Source organism: uncultured Stenotrophomonas sp., assembly GCF_963519925.1.
Classification (GTDB): domain Bacteria; phylum Pseudomonadota; class Gammaproteobacteria; order Xanthomonadales; family Xanthomonadaceae; genus Stenotrophomonas; species Stenotrophomonas maltophilia_AE.
Genome location: NZ_CAUQPH010000104.1, coordinates 1 through 13,483, shown reverse-complemented (window position 1 = coordinate 13,483; position 13,483 = coordinate 1). Strand labels below are relative to the sequence as shown.

The following is a 13,483-nucleotide window of genomic DNA, read 5'->3' as shown; positions in this document are numbered from 1 at the left end:
CCCATGGATGGGTTCACGGCGTGTCCCGCAAACCCACCCCCGCCGGCCCCAACCAGTGACAGGCGCAGCCGAAGCGCTGTTCGCCAGGATGCATGAAGCCGGGCAGAGCCCGGCGCAAAGCGAACGCGTGCAATCAAGCGCAGCCGGGCAGAGCCCGGCTCTACCCGATGCAAGCGGCTTAGAACTCGAGGTTGTCGATCAGGCGGGTGGTGCCGATGCGGGCGGCGATCAGGGCTACGCGGTTGCCGTCTTCGCTGTCGGCCGGCTCGGACAGGTCCGGCTTGCGCACGACCGCGTAATCGACCTGGAAGCCGGCCGCCTGCAGGGCGGCGGCCGCTTCGGCTTCGATCTGGCTGCGCGGCTTGCCGGCGATGAAGCCTTCGCGCATCCCCAGCAGCACCTGGTGGATGGTGGTCGAGACCGGGCGCTGTTCGGCGTTGAGGTACTGGTTGCGCGAGCTCATCGCCAGCCCGTCGGTTTCACGGACGATGTCACCGCCGACGATCTGGATCGGGAAGGCCAGGTCTTCCACCATCTGGCGGATCACCGCCAGCTGCTGGTAATCCTTCTTGCCGAACGCGGCCACGTCCGGCTGGACCTGGTTGAACAGGCGCGAGACCACCGTGCAGACGCCATCGAAATGGCCCGGACGGTGGGCTCCCTCAAGCAGGCTGGAAATGCCCGGCACGTTGACGCTGGCCGCCAGTTCCACCCCGAACGGGTACATCGACTCGACCGTCGGCAGCCACAGCACGTCACAGCCGGCCTGCTCCAGACCGGTGGTGTCGGCCTCCGGGGTGCGCGGGTAGCGGGTGAAGTCTTCGTTCGGGCCGAACTGGGTCGGATTGACGAATACGCTGGAGACCACGCGGTCCGCGTACTGCCGGGCCAGGGTGACCAGGGAGTAGTGACCGGCGTGCAGGTTGCCCATGGTGGGGACCAGCGCGACGCGCAGGCCTTCGCGCTTCCAGCCGTTGACGACGGCGCGCAGGCGGGACAGTTCGGTGACGGTGTCGATCATGAGGCGTAGGCGTGTTCTGCATCGGGGAAGGAGCCGTCGCGCACGGCGTCGGCGTAGGCACGGACCGCGCCGGCGACCGACCCGCCTTCGACAAGGAAATCCTTGACGAACTTGGGGCGGCGGTGGCCACTGTCCAGGCCGAGGAAATCATGCAGCACCAGGACCTGGCCATCGCACTGCGGACCGGCACCGATGCCGATGGTGGGCACAGCGACCGCCGCGGTGACCTCGGCCGCCACCGGCGTCGGCACGCATTCCAGCACCATCATGCTGGCACCGGCCTCGACTACCGCCTTGGCATCTTCAACCAGCTGCCGGGCTGCGTCGCCACGCCCCTGCACGCGGTAACCGCCAAGGCGCAACACCGACTGCGGGGTCAGGCCGAGGTGCGAGCAGACCGGAATCTCGCGGTCCACCAGATAGCGGATGACGTCCAGCTTGAAGCCGGCGCCTTCGATCTTGACCATCTCCGCACCCGCCTGCAGCAGGCGCAGCGAGGCGTCCAGCGCGCGCTCGGGCGTGGCGTCGGCGCCGAACGGCAGGTCGGCGATCAACAGCGCGCGGGTCAGCACCCGGGCCACGCAGGCGGTGTGGTAGACCATGTCGTCGGTGGTCACCGGCAGGGTCGAATCGTGCCCCTGCACCACCATGCCCAGCGAGTCGCCGATCAGGATCAGGTCGACGCCGTTGGCATCGAAGGTGCGCGCGAAGCCTGCATCGTAGGCGGTCAGCATGACCAGCTTCTGGCCGTTGCGCTTGGCCTCGGCCAAGGCGGGCACGGTCCAGGGCTTGCTGTCTGCGTGGGTACTCATGAGCTGATAACCGGTGGCGATAAGCCCCGCATTATCCTCCTATTGGCGCGATCCCGCAGGCCTCGATACGCATCGCAGCGTCCCGCACGCGGCCCTGCCCCGGAATCACCGCCTCCGGCGCGATCTCGGCCAGCGGCAGCAGCGCGAACGCGCGCTCGTGCAGGTAGGGGTGCGGCACCTTCAGCTGTGGCAGGTCGATCACCGCCTCGCCGTACAGCAGCAGGTCCAGGTCGAGGGTGCGCGGCCCCCAGTGCACGGCCGCGTCGCGGACCCGGCCGAAGTCGCGCTCGATGCCCAGCAACGCCTCCAGCAGCGCCGTCGCCTCCAGCCCGGTCTCGAGCACGGCGGCGGCGTTGACGAACGCCCGCTGGTCTTTATTGCCCCAGGCCGGCGTGCTGTACAGCTGCGAACGCGCCTGCAGGGTCGTCAACGGCAGCCCGGCCATGGCCGTGAACGCGCCGCGCAGGGTCTGCGCGGCGTCGCCGATGTTGGCGCCCAGTCCGATACAGGCCAGGGTCACGGCTTACTCGCCAGCCGGACCACCGGGACGACGACGGCGGCGACGGCGCTTGCGCGGTGCCCCGTTCTCGTCCAGCTCGCCGTCGACCTGCGCGGCGTCCAGCGTGGAATCCAACTCGGGGCCGGACTGCAGCTGGGCTTCGCGCCAGAATTCCACATCGGCGGCGTGCTCGCTGGAGGCTACCTGGCGCAGGGCCAGGAAATCGAAGGCGGCGCGGAAGCGCGGATGGGTCAGGGTGCGGATCACGCGCTTGCGCTGGCGCGAGCTGAAGCGACCCTGCAGCAGCCAGATTTCCTGCATCGGCAGCGAGAAGCGGCGCGGCAGCGCGATCGTGGTCAACTGGTGCAGGGTGACCCGGTCGGCGGCGCGACGTTGCGCCTCTTCCAGGGCCACGCCCTGCTTCTGCAGCGTGGCCAGTGCGCGGCAGAACGCCGGCCACAGCAGCAGCGCGAACAGGAACGAGGGCGACACCGGCTCGTCGTTGGCCACGCGCTGGTCGGTGTTGCCCAGGCCTTCGATCACCATGCGGCGCAGCGCGCCACTGCGGTTGCTGCGCAGCGCGGCGGCGCTTTCGGGGAACATCACGTCGAGCAGGCCGTAACGCTCCAGGCCTTCGAAGCTGGCCACGCCATGCCCGGACAGGAACAGCTTGAGCACTTCCTCGAACAGGCGTGCGGGCGCGGCTTCGCCGAGCAGGCTGGCCAAACGCGGCAGCGGTTCGGCGGTGGCGTCGTCGATCTGGAAACCGAGCTTGGCCGCCAGGCGCACCGCGCGCAGCATGCGCACCGGGTCTTCCTGGTAGCGCTTTTCCGGGTCGCCGATGAGTTTCATCAGGCGTGCCTGCACGTCTTCGAAGCCGCCGGTGTAGTCGCGCACCGAGAAGTCCTCGATGGCGTAGTACAGGGCGTTGCAGGTGAAGTCGCGGCGCACGGCATCGTCTTCGATGCTGCCGTACACGTTGTCGCGCACCAGCATGCCGTTTTCCATCTCGCGGTCGCCGCTGCCGTCATCGATGTTGGCGCGGAAGGTGGCCACTTCGATGATCTCGCGGCCGAACACCACGTGCGCCAGCCGGAAGCGGCGCCCGATCAGGCGGCAGTTGCGGAACAGCGCTTTGACCTGCTCCGGCGTGGCGTCGGTGGCCACGTCGAAATCCTTGGGGTTGCCGCCGACCAGCAGGTCGCGCACGGCGCCGCCGACCAGGTAGGCGCCAAAGCCCGACTCGCGCAGGCGGTACAGGACGCGCAGGGCGTTGGGACTGATGTCCTTGCGGGAGATGTTGTGCTGGTCGCGGGGGATCACGCGCAGACTGAACGGTGATGTAGCGGAGGAATTGATGTTGGCGCTTCCGGTTGAAGTTTCGGGATTGCCCAATGGCATCGAGGCCCATATACTAGCGCGCTGCGCAGTTCGCGACAAAGCCTGCTCCCTTCGTCTAGAGGTTAGGACGTGGCCCTCTCAAGGCTAAAACAGGGGTTCGAGTCCCCTAGGGAGCACCACCGCCGCCCCGCTGCAACGAAAAACCCCGCCTCGGCGGGGTTTTTGCGTTGTGGGGCGCCCTACCCCTCCATCTGCTCCAGCTCCCGGCCCTTGGTCTCGCGCACGTAGCGCAGGACGAAGAAGATCGAGGCCACGGCCGCGACCGTGTAGATGCCGTAGGCGCCGGCCAGGCCGATGCCGGCCAGCAGGATCGGGAAGCTGACGGTGATGGCGAAGTTCGCGCTCCACTGCGCGGCGCCCGCCACGGCCAGACCGGAGCCGCGGATCTGGTTGGGGAACATTTCGCCCAGCATGACCCACATCACCGGACCCCACGACATGTTGAAGAACACGACGTAGACGTTGGCGGCCACCAGCGCCAGACGGCCCATGCCATCGGACAGCTGCAGGTGCCCGTCGGCCAGGGTGCCGCTGGAGAAGGCCACGACCATCAGTGCCAGCGCGACGGACATGCCGACCGAGCCCACCCACAGCAGCGGCTTGCGGCCGATGCGGTCGATCAGCACGACGGTCAGCAGGCAGGCGCCGATGCTGAGGGCGCCGGAAAGCACGTTGATCAGCAGCGCGTCGTTTTCGGAGAAGCCGACCGCCTGCCAGAGGACGGCGCCGTAATAGAACACGACGTTGATGCCGACCAGCTGCTGGAACACGGCCAGGCCGATGCCGACCCAGACGATGCCGCGCAGCTTGCCGCTGGCTTTGTCGACCAGGTCGGACAGGCGCGGGCGGTGCTGGTCCTGGGCGAGCGAGCCTTCGATCTCGGCGATCTTGGCCTGGGCCTCGGCGGGGCCATACAGGCGGGTCATGACCGCCAGCGCTTCGGCACGACGGCCCTTCACCACCAGGTAGCGAGGGCTTTCGGGGATGGCCAGCAGCAGCACCAGGAACAGGGCGGAGGGAATGGCCTGCATCCAGAACATCCAGCGCCAGGCGGCCTGGCCCAGCCACAGGGCTTCGGTGGAGGCACCGGCGGCGCGGGCCAGCAGGTAGTTGCTCAGGAAGGCGCAGAACAGGCCGCTGATGATGGCGATCTGCTGCACGGTGGCCAGCCGCCCGCGATACCGGGCGGAGGCGACTTCGGCAATGTAGGCGGGCGACATCACGCTGGCGGCGCCGACGGCGACGCCGCCGAGCACGCGGGCGATGACGAAGGCGAGCGAGCTGTGCGCGGCACCGGCGCCAAGCGCGGACAGCAGGAACATGACGGCGGCGATGATCAGAACGCCGCGCCTTCCGATGCGGTCACCAAGGCGGCCGGCGAAGAACGCGCCGAAGGCGCAGCCGAGCAGCATGGAGGCGACTTCGAAGCCGATGCCGGCCTCGCTGGACTGGAAGGTCTGCTTGAGGCCGTCGACGGTGCCGTTGATCACGCCGCTGTCGAAGCCGAACAGGAACCCGCCGATCGTGGCGACGCAGCTGATCAGCACGATGAAGGAGGTGTTTTCGCCGCGTGCGGCGTTGGCTGCAAGTGTGGTGGACATAGGGGTCCTGGCGGGAGTGGAATGGCGACGGGTCAGCGCGGCGGGGTGGCGTTCAGCAGGTTCTCACACGTTCATCCCCGGACACAAAAGGGAGCGCGGGGGCTGTGAGAGCGGTATCCCGGCGCCCCGCTGTCTACCGGTAGGCATCGGCATCTAACCCCACGGACCGCCCCGGGCGCATCGTGCACTGCGGCAAAGCCGCAACTGTTCTAGAATTGTCCGGCTTACTGTCGGATCCAGATCCTGCCATGCCCTTTGTCGTCACCGAAAACTGCATCAAGTGCAAACACACCGATTGCGTGGAAGTCTGCCCCGTGGACTGTTTCCACGAAGGCCCGAACTTCCTGGTGATCGACCCGGACGAGTGCATTGACTGCACCCTCTGCGAGCCGGAGTGCCCGGTCAATGCGATCTTCCCCGAAGACGACGTGCCCGCCGGGCAGGAAGGTTTCGTGGCGCTCAACGCCGAGCTGGCCAAGGCCTGGCCGGTGCTGACCGTGCGCAAGGACCCGCCTGCTGATGCCGGGGACTGGGACGGCAAGCCGGACAAGCTCAAGCTTCTTGAGCGGTGAATCTGAAAAGGCGCCTTGGGCGCCTTTTTTGTTGGGTTGCGGTTGTTCGCCCGGTGCCGGGCGTTGCCCGGCTTCGTGCATTGTGGCGAACAGCTGGGGCCTGCAAACGTTCCCTGGCTTGGGCCGGCGGGGGCGGGTATGCGGGGGACGCCGTAAATACGTCCATGTAGGCTTGGTCGCGGCTTGCACGTGTGCGCTGTCCTGCGCACACGGCAAGGCCGGGGTTGGGCTCCTGCCCAACTCGTCGGGCGTATACGCCCGACCCATGCCGCTCACACCCCCGCACACCCACCCCCGCCGGCCCTTCGACAATTGGCCGGTGGCCATGGGAACCGCGGGTGTGCCGCCCTTTGGGCGGCACAGCAGGGCAGCACGCCGACATGCCCAGCGGTAGGGTTGGTTCCCAAACAACCGCCGTGACCAGACCAACGCCCGGTAATGCATAGCAATGGACCGACGCAATTAGACGGCCAACGGCCGTCTCCCGCGTCTCCCATGGCAACGACACACTGTCAAAAGGTGGGTCGGGGCGGGTTTGTGGGGGTGTGAGCCGCATGGATGCGGCGACCAAGCCTACACGGACGTATTTACGGCGCCCCCCACAAACCCGCCCCGACCCGCCTAAGCCAGGCATCGCCTCCGCAAAGGGCTGTTCGCCCAAACGCGTGAAGCCGGGCAAAGCCCGGCTCCAGGGGGATGCATGCAATCCGGAGCAGCCAGGCAAGCGCCCGGGTTGCTGCGTTATTGCGCCAGCTTGGCCTTCAGCTCGCCCAGCAGCTTGGTCGGGGCCGCGCCGGTGGCCGGGAGACCGCGCGGGTCGACGGTGGAAATGTAGGCGCCGGCTTCGACGGCAACCACGCGGACCAGGAAATCGCTGCTTTCGTAGTTCACGTCGAACGAGCCCAGCAGCTGGGCCTTGCTGGCAATCTTCACGCCGTCCACCGACTCCAGCGCGGTGCCGACCTTGCCGAACACCTCTTCCTTGCTGCCCGGAATGGTGAAGCCGGCGTTGTTGGCGGCCGCTGCCGGCGCCTGGGCCTGGGCCTGGGCCGGGGCCGGCTTGGCGGCCTGCGATGCCAGCACCGGCACCTGCGCGCCCGGGTTGTTGCCCGGCGCGTTCAGGTCCGGCGGGACTTCCAGCGGACGCACTTCTGGCGCCATGGCGTAGTCGCCGCGGGCACCCCGCTTGAAGCAGCCGGTGGTGCCGATCAGCGTGGCAGTGGCCACGATCGCAAACGACAGGACGCGGAAGACGGAAAGGGATTGACGCATGTGGATCTCCTGGGTCAGGCCACTGATATCAGTGGCTGGAAAGGGCTTCGAGCGCACCGATGTCGGTGGCCAGGTGTTGGGCGGCGGCGTGGTGCGCGGCCGAGAGCGAGAGCAGCGGCAGGCGCAGGCCGTGGCCGATGCCGATCCGGCGCAGCAGGTCCTTCACCGGGATGGGGTTGGGCTCAACCCCGCAGAATTCATGGAACGGCTCCAGGCGGGCATCCCAGGCCTCGGTAGCCTCGCGCTCGCCAGCGGCCGCCAGGTCGCACATGCGCCGATAGGCACCGGGCAGCGCATTGGAACCGACCGAGATCAGCCCGTCCACGCCCGACAGGATCGAACGGGCGGCGGTGCCGTCGTCGCCGCTGAGGATGGCGAAGGTCGGCGAACGCAGTGCCAGCAGGGCATGGACCCGGCCGACATCGCCTACCGCTTCCTTGATGCCGACGATGTTCGGGTGCGCTGCCAGCTCGGCCACCGTCTCCGGCAGCATGTCGCAGCCGGTCCGGCCCGGTACGTTGTACAGGACCACCGGCAGGCCGCCCTGCTCGGCCACCGCGCGGTAGTGCGCGATCAGGCCGGCCTGGGTCGGGCGCACGTACGGCGGGGTCACCACCAGCGCATGGGTCGCGCCCTGCTCGGCCGCCCTCCGGGTCTGCTCGATCGTCTTGGCCGTTCCCGACAGGCCGGTACCGGCCAGCACCGGGACGCGCCCGGCCACGGTTTTGACCGCGCTGCGCAGCAGCTGGTCGTATTCGTCATCGAACAGGGTCGCGGCTTCGCCGGTCGAACCGGCGACCACCACCCCGTGAACGCCACCGTCGAGTTGCAGCTGCAGCAGGCGCTGCCAACCGTCGGGATCCAATGCGCCATTGGCCTGGAACGGCGTGGCCAGCGCGGTGATGAGACCTGAAAGGGACAAGGAAACGATGCTCGGAAGTGAGGGGGGCGAAGGCCGCTGAAACCACGGCCGGACGTACATTGCATGTTACTTGCGGGTCGAAAGCGCGGGCAAGTATGCTGGACTCCGGCGAACGCGCCACCGTCGGCGCCGTTCAGACTCATCCCGCATTACCGGAACCACCTTGACCGACACTACGCCGCGGCCTGCGCCGACCGAAAACCACCTCCTGATCAACGCCTACACGACGCATCCGGAGTCCCCCCTGCTGCCCGTCACCCGGCGCATCGCCGACAGCGGCTGCAACCTGGTCGATGCCCGCCTGTCCACCGTCGGCCGCGATGTCTCGGTCACCGCGCTGGCTACCGGCTCCTGGGACGCGGTCGCCAAGCTGGAAGCCATGCTGACCCGGCTCGAGCGCGAAGAAGGCCTCAAGCTGGTGTGGTACCGCACCGGCGCCAAGCAGGCGCAGTCCAACCTGCTGCCCTACATCGTCGAAGTGATCGCCGCCGACAAGCCCGGCATCCTGTTCCAGCTGGCCGATTTCTTCGACCGCCAGGGCATCACCATCGAGAACCTGCAGAGCACCCGCTACCGCGCCATGCAGACCGGCGCGGAGATGTTCTCCGCACAGGTCACCATCGGCGTGCCCGCCAACATGCACATCGCCGCGCTGCGCGACGATTTCCTCGAATTCTGCGACCACCTGAACCTGGACGCGATCATGGACCCGATGAAGTTCTGACGGCTTCGCGCGCCCGTCACCCGGGCGCGGTGTTTCATGCAGTTGCAAGACGCGTCACTCAGGCTCCGCAGCAAGGACCTCATGAACAACGGCGATACCCTGGACAGCTCCACCCTTTCGCTCCCGCTGGCCCTGTCCGGCGGCGGACACACCACCCTCGGCGACCTCGCCGGCCAGTGGCTGGTGCTGTACTTCTACCCCAAGGACAGCACCCCGGGCTGCACCACCGAGGGCATCGACTTCAATGCCCTGCTGCCGACGTTCAAGCGTGCCGGCGCCCGGGTGTTCGGTGTCTCGCGCGATTCGGTCAAGTCCCACGACAACTTCTGCGCCAAGCAGGGTTTCGCCTTTCCGCTGGTCAGCGACAGCGACGAAGCCCTGTGCACCGCCTTCGACGTGATCAAGCTGAAGAACATGTACGGCAAGCAGGTGCGTGGCATCGAACGCAGCACCTTCCTCATTTCTCCCGACAGTCGTATCGTGCAGTCGTGGCGCAAGGTGAAAGTCGCCGGCCACGCCGAAGCCGTCCTTGACGCCCTGAAGGCCGCGAAAACCCAGTGACCCACCGGTACCCCACATTGGCCATCACCCTGCCCCGCAGGTCGTGATGGCTTGTCCCTGTTCTGCCACCAGGAAATGACGATGACCCGAGGCAAGCGCATCTACGTTCTGGATACCAACGTGCTGATGCACGATCCAACCGCGCTGTTCAAGTTCGAGGAGCATGATGTCTACCTGCCGATGCAGGTGATCGAAGAGCTGGACAACGGCAAGAAGGGCACCTCCGAAGCGAGCCGCAACGCCCGCCAGGTCAGCCGCTTCCTCAACGAGCTGGTGCAGGCTTCGGGCCTGGACAACCTGGCCGACGGCATTCCACTGCAGCGCCCCAATGGCCTGCAGCTGCGCGGCAAGCAGAGCGTGGGCCTGCTGCGCTTCCAGACCAGCCATTTCGATGCCGGCAAGAGCTTTGGCGCGGTCATCCCGGACAACGCCATCCTGGGCGCGATCCTGGCGTTGAAGGAACACACCCCGGACATCCCGGTGGTGTTCGTGTCCAAGGACATCAACCTGCGGATCAAGGCGGCCATCGCCGGGATCGTGTCCGAGGATTACGAAAACGACCGCGCGCTGGACGACTTCAGCCTGCTCTACACCGGCGCCACCGAGCTGCCGGAAGATTTCTGGAAGAAGCACACCGAAGACCTGCGCAGCTGGAGCGACAAGGGCCGTACCAGTTACGAGATCCTGGCGGCCGAAGACGAAGACTGGCACCCCAACCAGTACGCCTACCTGCCCGGCGAGGATGAAGTCGAACTGCGCGTGGCCAAGGTCGATGCCAGCGGCAAGGTCATCCTCTCGCTGGTCAACGACTACCGCCACGGCAGCCATGCGGTGTGGGGAATCAGCGCGCGCAACCGCGAACAGAACTTCGCGCTCAACGCACTGATGGACCCGGAGATCGACTTCGTCACCCTGCTCGGCACCGCCGGCACCGGCAAGACCCTGCTGGCGCTGGCCGCCGGCCTGGCCCAGACCATGGACCAGCAGCGCTACCGCGAAATCATCATGACCCGCGCCACGGTCAGCGTCGGCGAAGACATCGGCTTCCTGCCCGGCACCGAAGAAGAAAAGATGACGCCGTGGATGGGCGCGCTGACCGACAACCTGGAAGTGCTCACCCACACCCAGGAAGGCGGCGCGTGGGGACGTGCGGCCACCAACGACCTGATCGCCAGCCGGATCAAGATCCGCTCGCTGAACTTCATGCGCGGCCGCACCTTCCTGTCGCGCTACCTGATCCTGGACGAGGCGCAGAACCTCACCCCCAAGCAGATGAAGACCCTGATCACCCGTGCCGGCCCCGGTACCAAGATCGTCTGCCTGGGCAACGTCGAGCAGATCGACACGCCTTACCTGACCGAAACCACCTCGGGCCTGACCTACGCGGTGGACCGGTTCAAGAACTGGCCGCACAGCGCGCACATCACGTTGCGCCGGGGCGAGCGTTCGCGCCTGGCCGACTACGCTTCGGAGGTGTTGTGAACCATTCCTTCTCCCGCGCCCTGTTGCCGCTGGCGCTGGCCGCGCTGGCGGCGGCCTGCACCCCTGCCAACACGCGCCCCGGTGCGAGCGTGCCCACCGCGATCAAGACCGGCCAGTCCTGGGTGGTGACCCGCCCGGTGATCGTCGCCCAGGTGCTGGACACCTGTTCGCGCCCCAGCCCCGGGCAGACCCCGGGGCGGGTCACCGGGTACTGGGCGCCCAGCCGCCAGCAGGTCGAACAGCTGGAGGCGGCGTTGCCGCTGCTGGAACCCCAGGTGCCGCAGGTCACCGACTTCAACCGCCAGTACGTCGGCATCGAACTGGAAGGCCGCAAGGTGATCTACCTCAATGCGTTCCGGTTGCCGGACCACAGCGACGTGGATCCTTCGCGCGAAGCGATCCGGGTCTGCGACGGTGGACGCATGTTCTGGGGCGCGGTGTTCGATCCGGCCACGGGCCAGTTCTCCGAGCTCCAGTTCAACGGGGGCTTCGGCGCGTAGAGCCACGCCCTGCGTGGCTGCTGTTGCGTCCGGTACCGCAGCCACGCAAGGCGTGGCTCTACGTCCGGGGCGGCATGGCACAATCGCAGGATGAGCCCGTCCACGCCCTTCTCCGCCCTCACCATCGCCGGCTCCGATTCCGGCGGTGGCGCCGGCATCCAGGCCGACCTGAAGGCATTCGCCGCGCACCGCGTGCATGGCCTGTCGGCCATCGCCGCGCTTACCGCGCAGAACACCCGCGGCGTCACCGCCGTGCACGTACCGCCGCTGGCGTTCCTGCAGGCACAGATTGATGCGTGCTTCGCCGATTTCGACATCCAGGCGGTAAAGCTGGGCATGCTGGCCAACGCCGAGGTCATCCACCTGGTCGCCGATGCCCTCGCGCGCCATCGTCCCACCCACGTGATCGTGGATCCGGTGATGGTCGCCACCAGTGGTGCCAGGCTGCTCGAAGAGAGCGCGCTGCAGGCGCTGCGCACGCGGCTGCTGCCGCTGGCCACGCTGCTGACCCCGAACATTCCCGAAGCCGAGCTGCTGCTGGGCCACCCGATCGAAACCGCGGCCGAAGCCGAGGACGCGGCTGCCGCGCTGGTCGATCTCGGTGCCGGTGCGGTGCTGCTCAAGGGCGGCCACCTGGCCGAGGGCGCGCGGGTGATCGACCGCTACTTCGACGGCGTCACCCGTGACGAATTCATCCATGCGCGCCTGCCGGTGGACGCGCACGGCACCGGTTGCACGCTGGCCTCGGCGATCGCCGCACAGCTGTGCTGCGGGCTGTCGTTGCCCAACGTCTGCGAAGCCGGCATCGACTACGTCGCACGCGGGCTGCAGGGTGGATACACGCCGGGCCGCAGCGCGGTACTGGTGCTGGACCACTTCGGCGCGGGCCGCTCGGCATGACCCGCTCGGTGCGGGTACCGGTGCACAGCCAGGATCGGCACCGGTTCGAACTGATCGCCCGGGTGCCTGCACAGCCACGCGCGCAGCTGCTGTGGCTGCCGGCGCTGGGTGTGTCGGCCCGCAATTACGAAGCGTTCGCCGACGCGCTGGCCGCGCAGGGTGTCAGCGTGTTCCTGCACGAATGGCGCGGCAACGGCAGCAGCAGCCTGCGCCCGTCGCGCGACCAGGACTGGGGCTACCGCGAAATCCTCGAACAGGACCTGCCCGCCAGCCTGGCCGCCCTCCGCCTGCATGGCAACGCCCCGCTTATCATCGGCGGGCACAGCCTGGGCGGACAGCTGGCCTGCGTGTTCGCCGGGCAGCACCCGTCGCTGTTCGCGCGGTTCTGGCTGGTCGCCACCGGCACCCCGTACTGGCGCACCTTCCCCGCCCCGCGCGGGTGGCTGCTGCCGCTGGTGTACCGCTTCCTGCCGTGGCTGGCACAGCGCCAGGGCGTGCTGCACGGACGCCGGCTGGGCTTTGGCGGCACCGAAGCGCGCGGGCTGATCGCCGACTGGGCCCGGGTCGGGCTGGGCAACCACTACGCCGGCGCCGGCATCAGCGCCGATCTGGAGGCCGGCATGCGCCAGCTGCACGGCGAAGCCCGTGCGGTGGTGCTGGCCGACGACTGGTTCGCACCGGCCGGCTCCATGCAGGGCCTGCTGGCCAAGCTGCCGCAGGTCGCCGCGACGCTGACGGTGATGCCGGCCGATGCACTTGGGGCACGGGCCGATCACTTCGCGTGGATGAAGTCGCCGGAGGCCGTGGTGAAGGCGCTTTTTCATTCATTTGAATGAAGTCCTTCACAAAAACGTTGACGGACGCGGCGTCGATCCGCATAATTCCGCTCCTGTTGACGCGCCCGTAGCTCAGTTGGATAGAGTACCTGGCTACGAACCAGGCGGTCGGGAGTTCGAATCTCTCCGGGCGCACCATCAACAGGCTGGCGGTTTCGCCGCTGCCGGCAGCTTCAAGAAAAACGTGATGTAAATGCGCCCGTAGCTCAGTTGGATAGAGTACCTGGCTACGAACCAGGCGGTCGGGAGTTCGAATCTCTCCGGGCGCACCATCAACAGGCTGGCGGTTTCGCCGCTGCCGGCAGCTTCAAGAAAAACGTGATGTAAATGCGCCCGTAGCTCAGTTGGATAGAGTACCTGGCTACGAACCAGGCGGTCGG

Annotated in this window: 14 protein-coding genes and 3 tRNA genes; 10 read left to right on the top strand and 7 right to left on the bottom strand. The window is 67.5% G+C overall.

All coding sequences use genetic code 11. From position 1 onward, the window contains the following. Window positions 1-178: 178 nt before the first annotated feature. The 4 genes from panC to pcnB are packed head-to-tail and all read right to left on the bottom strand — an operon-like array spanning window position 179 to window position 3,727. Window positions 179-1,021 carry a pantoate--beta-alanine ligase gene (panC, locus tag RWO33_RS15285; RefSeq protein ID WP_314105933.1) on the bottom strand — a complete coding sequence of 281 codons (843 nt, stop codon included), beginning with the start codon at window positions 1,019-1,021 and terminating at the stop codon, window positions 179-181. Further along, entirely contained in the window at window positions 1,018-1,833 is an 816-nt protein-coding gene (gene panB / locus RWO33_RS15280; RefSeq protein WP_314105931.1) for a 3-methyl-2-oxobutanoate hydroxymethyltransferase, read from the bottom strand. Before panB ends, panC begins: the two co-directional genes overlap by 4 nt. 31 nt (window positions 1,834-1,864) lie before the next feature. Continuing rightward, the gene (gene folK / locus RWO33_RS15275) at window positions 1,865-2,353 is read right to left on the bottom strand and encodes a 2-amino-4-hydroxy-6-hydroxymethyldihydropteridine diphosphokinase (RefSeq protein WP_314105928.1); all 489 of its coding nucleotides are present in this window, start codon (window positions 2,351-2,353) and stop codon (window positions 1,865-1,867) included. 3 nt (window positions 2,354-2,356) lie between these two features. Continuing rightward, complete coding sequence (gene pcnB, locus RWO33_RS15270) at window positions 2,357-3,727, bottom strand: polynucleotide adenylyltransferase PcnB (RefSeq protein WP_145478526.1); 1,371 nt, start codon at window positions 3,725-3,727, stop codon at window positions 2,357-2,359. Between the two features lie 50 nt (window positions 3,728-3,777). On the opposite strand from pcnB, the gene RWO33_RS15265 reads away from it, so the two are divergent. Next, window positions 3,778-3,852 (top strand) — tRNA-Glu (locus RWO33_RS15265). Window positions 3,853-3,912: 60 nt separating this feature from the next. Here RWO33_RS15265 and RWO33_RS15260 read toward each other — a convergent pair. Beyond that, on the bottom strand, window positions 3,913-5,370 hold the full coding sequence (locus tag RWO33_RS15260; protein ID WP_314105937.1) for a sugar porter family MFS transporter: 1,458 nt from the start codon (window positions 5,368-5,370) through the stop codon (window positions 3,913-3,915). A 212-nt stretch (window positions 5,371-5,582) separates the two neighbouring features. On the opposite strand from RWO33_RS15260, the gene fdxA reads away from it, so the two are divergent. Next, entirely contained in the window at window positions 5,583-5,906 is a 324-nt protein-coding gene (fdxA, locus tag RWO33_RS15255) for a ferredoxin FdxA (protein ID WP_314105926.1), read from the top strand. Window positions 5,907-6,647: 741 nt separating this feature from the next. Here the strand turns inward: fdxA and RWO33_RS15250 are convergent. Both RWO33_RS15250 and dapA read right to left on the bottom strand, forming a co-directional pair. Continuing rightward, complete coding sequence (locus tag RWO33_RS15250) at window positions 6,648-7,178, bottom strand: hypothetical protein (RefSeq protein ID WP_314105924.1); 531 nt, start codon at window positions 7,176-7,178, stop codon at window positions 6,648-6,650. A gap of 28 nt (window positions 7,179-7,206) precedes the next feature. Beyond that, the gene (gene dapA, locus RWO33_RS15245; RefSeq protein ID WP_314105922.1) at window positions 7,207-8,100 is read right to left on the bottom strand and encodes a 4-hydroxy-tetrahydrodipicolinate synthase; all 894 of its coding nucleotides are present in this window, start codon (window positions 8,098-8,100) and stop codon (window positions 7,207-7,209) included. Window positions 8,101-8,263: 163 nt separating this feature from the next. Between dapA and RWO33_RS15240 the strand changes: the two genes are divergently transcribed. From RWO33_RS15240 to RWO33_RS15205, 8 genes are all read left to right on the top strand, one after another. Beyond that, a complete protein-coding gene (locus tag RWO33_RS15240; RefSeq protein WP_070208878.1) occupies window positions 8,264-8,824 on the top strand; it encodes a glycine cleavage system protein R in 561 nt (186 codons plus the stop codon). Between the two features lie 81 nt (window positions 8,825-8,905). Further along, on the top strand, window positions 8,906-9,385 hold the full coding sequence (locus RWO33_RS15235; RefSeq protein WP_314105919.1) for a peroxiredoxin: 480 nt from the start codon (window positions 8,906-8,908) through the stop codon (window positions 9,383-9,385). An 81-nt stretch (window positions 9,386-9,466) separates the two neighbouring features. Then, window positions 9,467-10,867, top strand: a complete 1,401-nt coding sequence (locus RWO33_RS15230; protein ID WP_145477986.1) for a PhoH family protein — start codon at window positions 9,467-9,469, stop codon at window positions 10,865-10,867. 20 nt (window positions 10,868-10,887) lie between these two features. Then, the gene (locus tag RWO33_RS15225) at window positions 10,888-11,367 is read left to right on the top strand and encodes a hypothetical protein (RefSeq protein ID WP_314105935.1); all 480 of its coding nucleotides are present in this window, start codon (window positions 10,888-10,890) and stop codon (window positions 11,365-11,367) included. A 90-nt stretch (window positions 11,368-11,457) separates the two neighbouring features. Continuing rightward, window positions 11,458-12,267 carry a bifunctional hydroxymethylpyrimidine kinase/phosphomethylpyrimidine kinase gene (gene thiD / locus RWO33_RS15220; protein WP_314105916.1) on the top strand — a complete coding sequence of 270 codons (810 nt, stop codon included), beginning with the start codon at window positions 11,458-11,460 and terminating at the stop codon, window positions 12,265-12,267. Next, window positions 12,264-13,103: an alpha/beta fold hydrolase gene (locus RWO33_RS15215; RefSeq protein ID WP_314105913.1), complete on the top strand. Its 840-nt coding sequence runs from the start codon at window positions 12,264-12,266 to the stop codon at window positions 13,101-13,103. The genes thiD and RWO33_RS15215 overlap by 4 nt, the downstream gene beginning before the upstream one ends. Window positions 13,104-13,164: 61 nt before the next feature. After that, window positions 13,165-13,241, top strand: a tRNA-Arg gene (locus RWO33_RS15210). A gap of 57 nt (window positions 13,242-13,298) precedes the next feature. Next, window positions 13,299-13,375 (top strand) — tRNA-Arg (locus tag RWO33_RS15205). The last annotated feature ends 108 nt before the right edge of the window (window positions 13,376-13,483 follow it).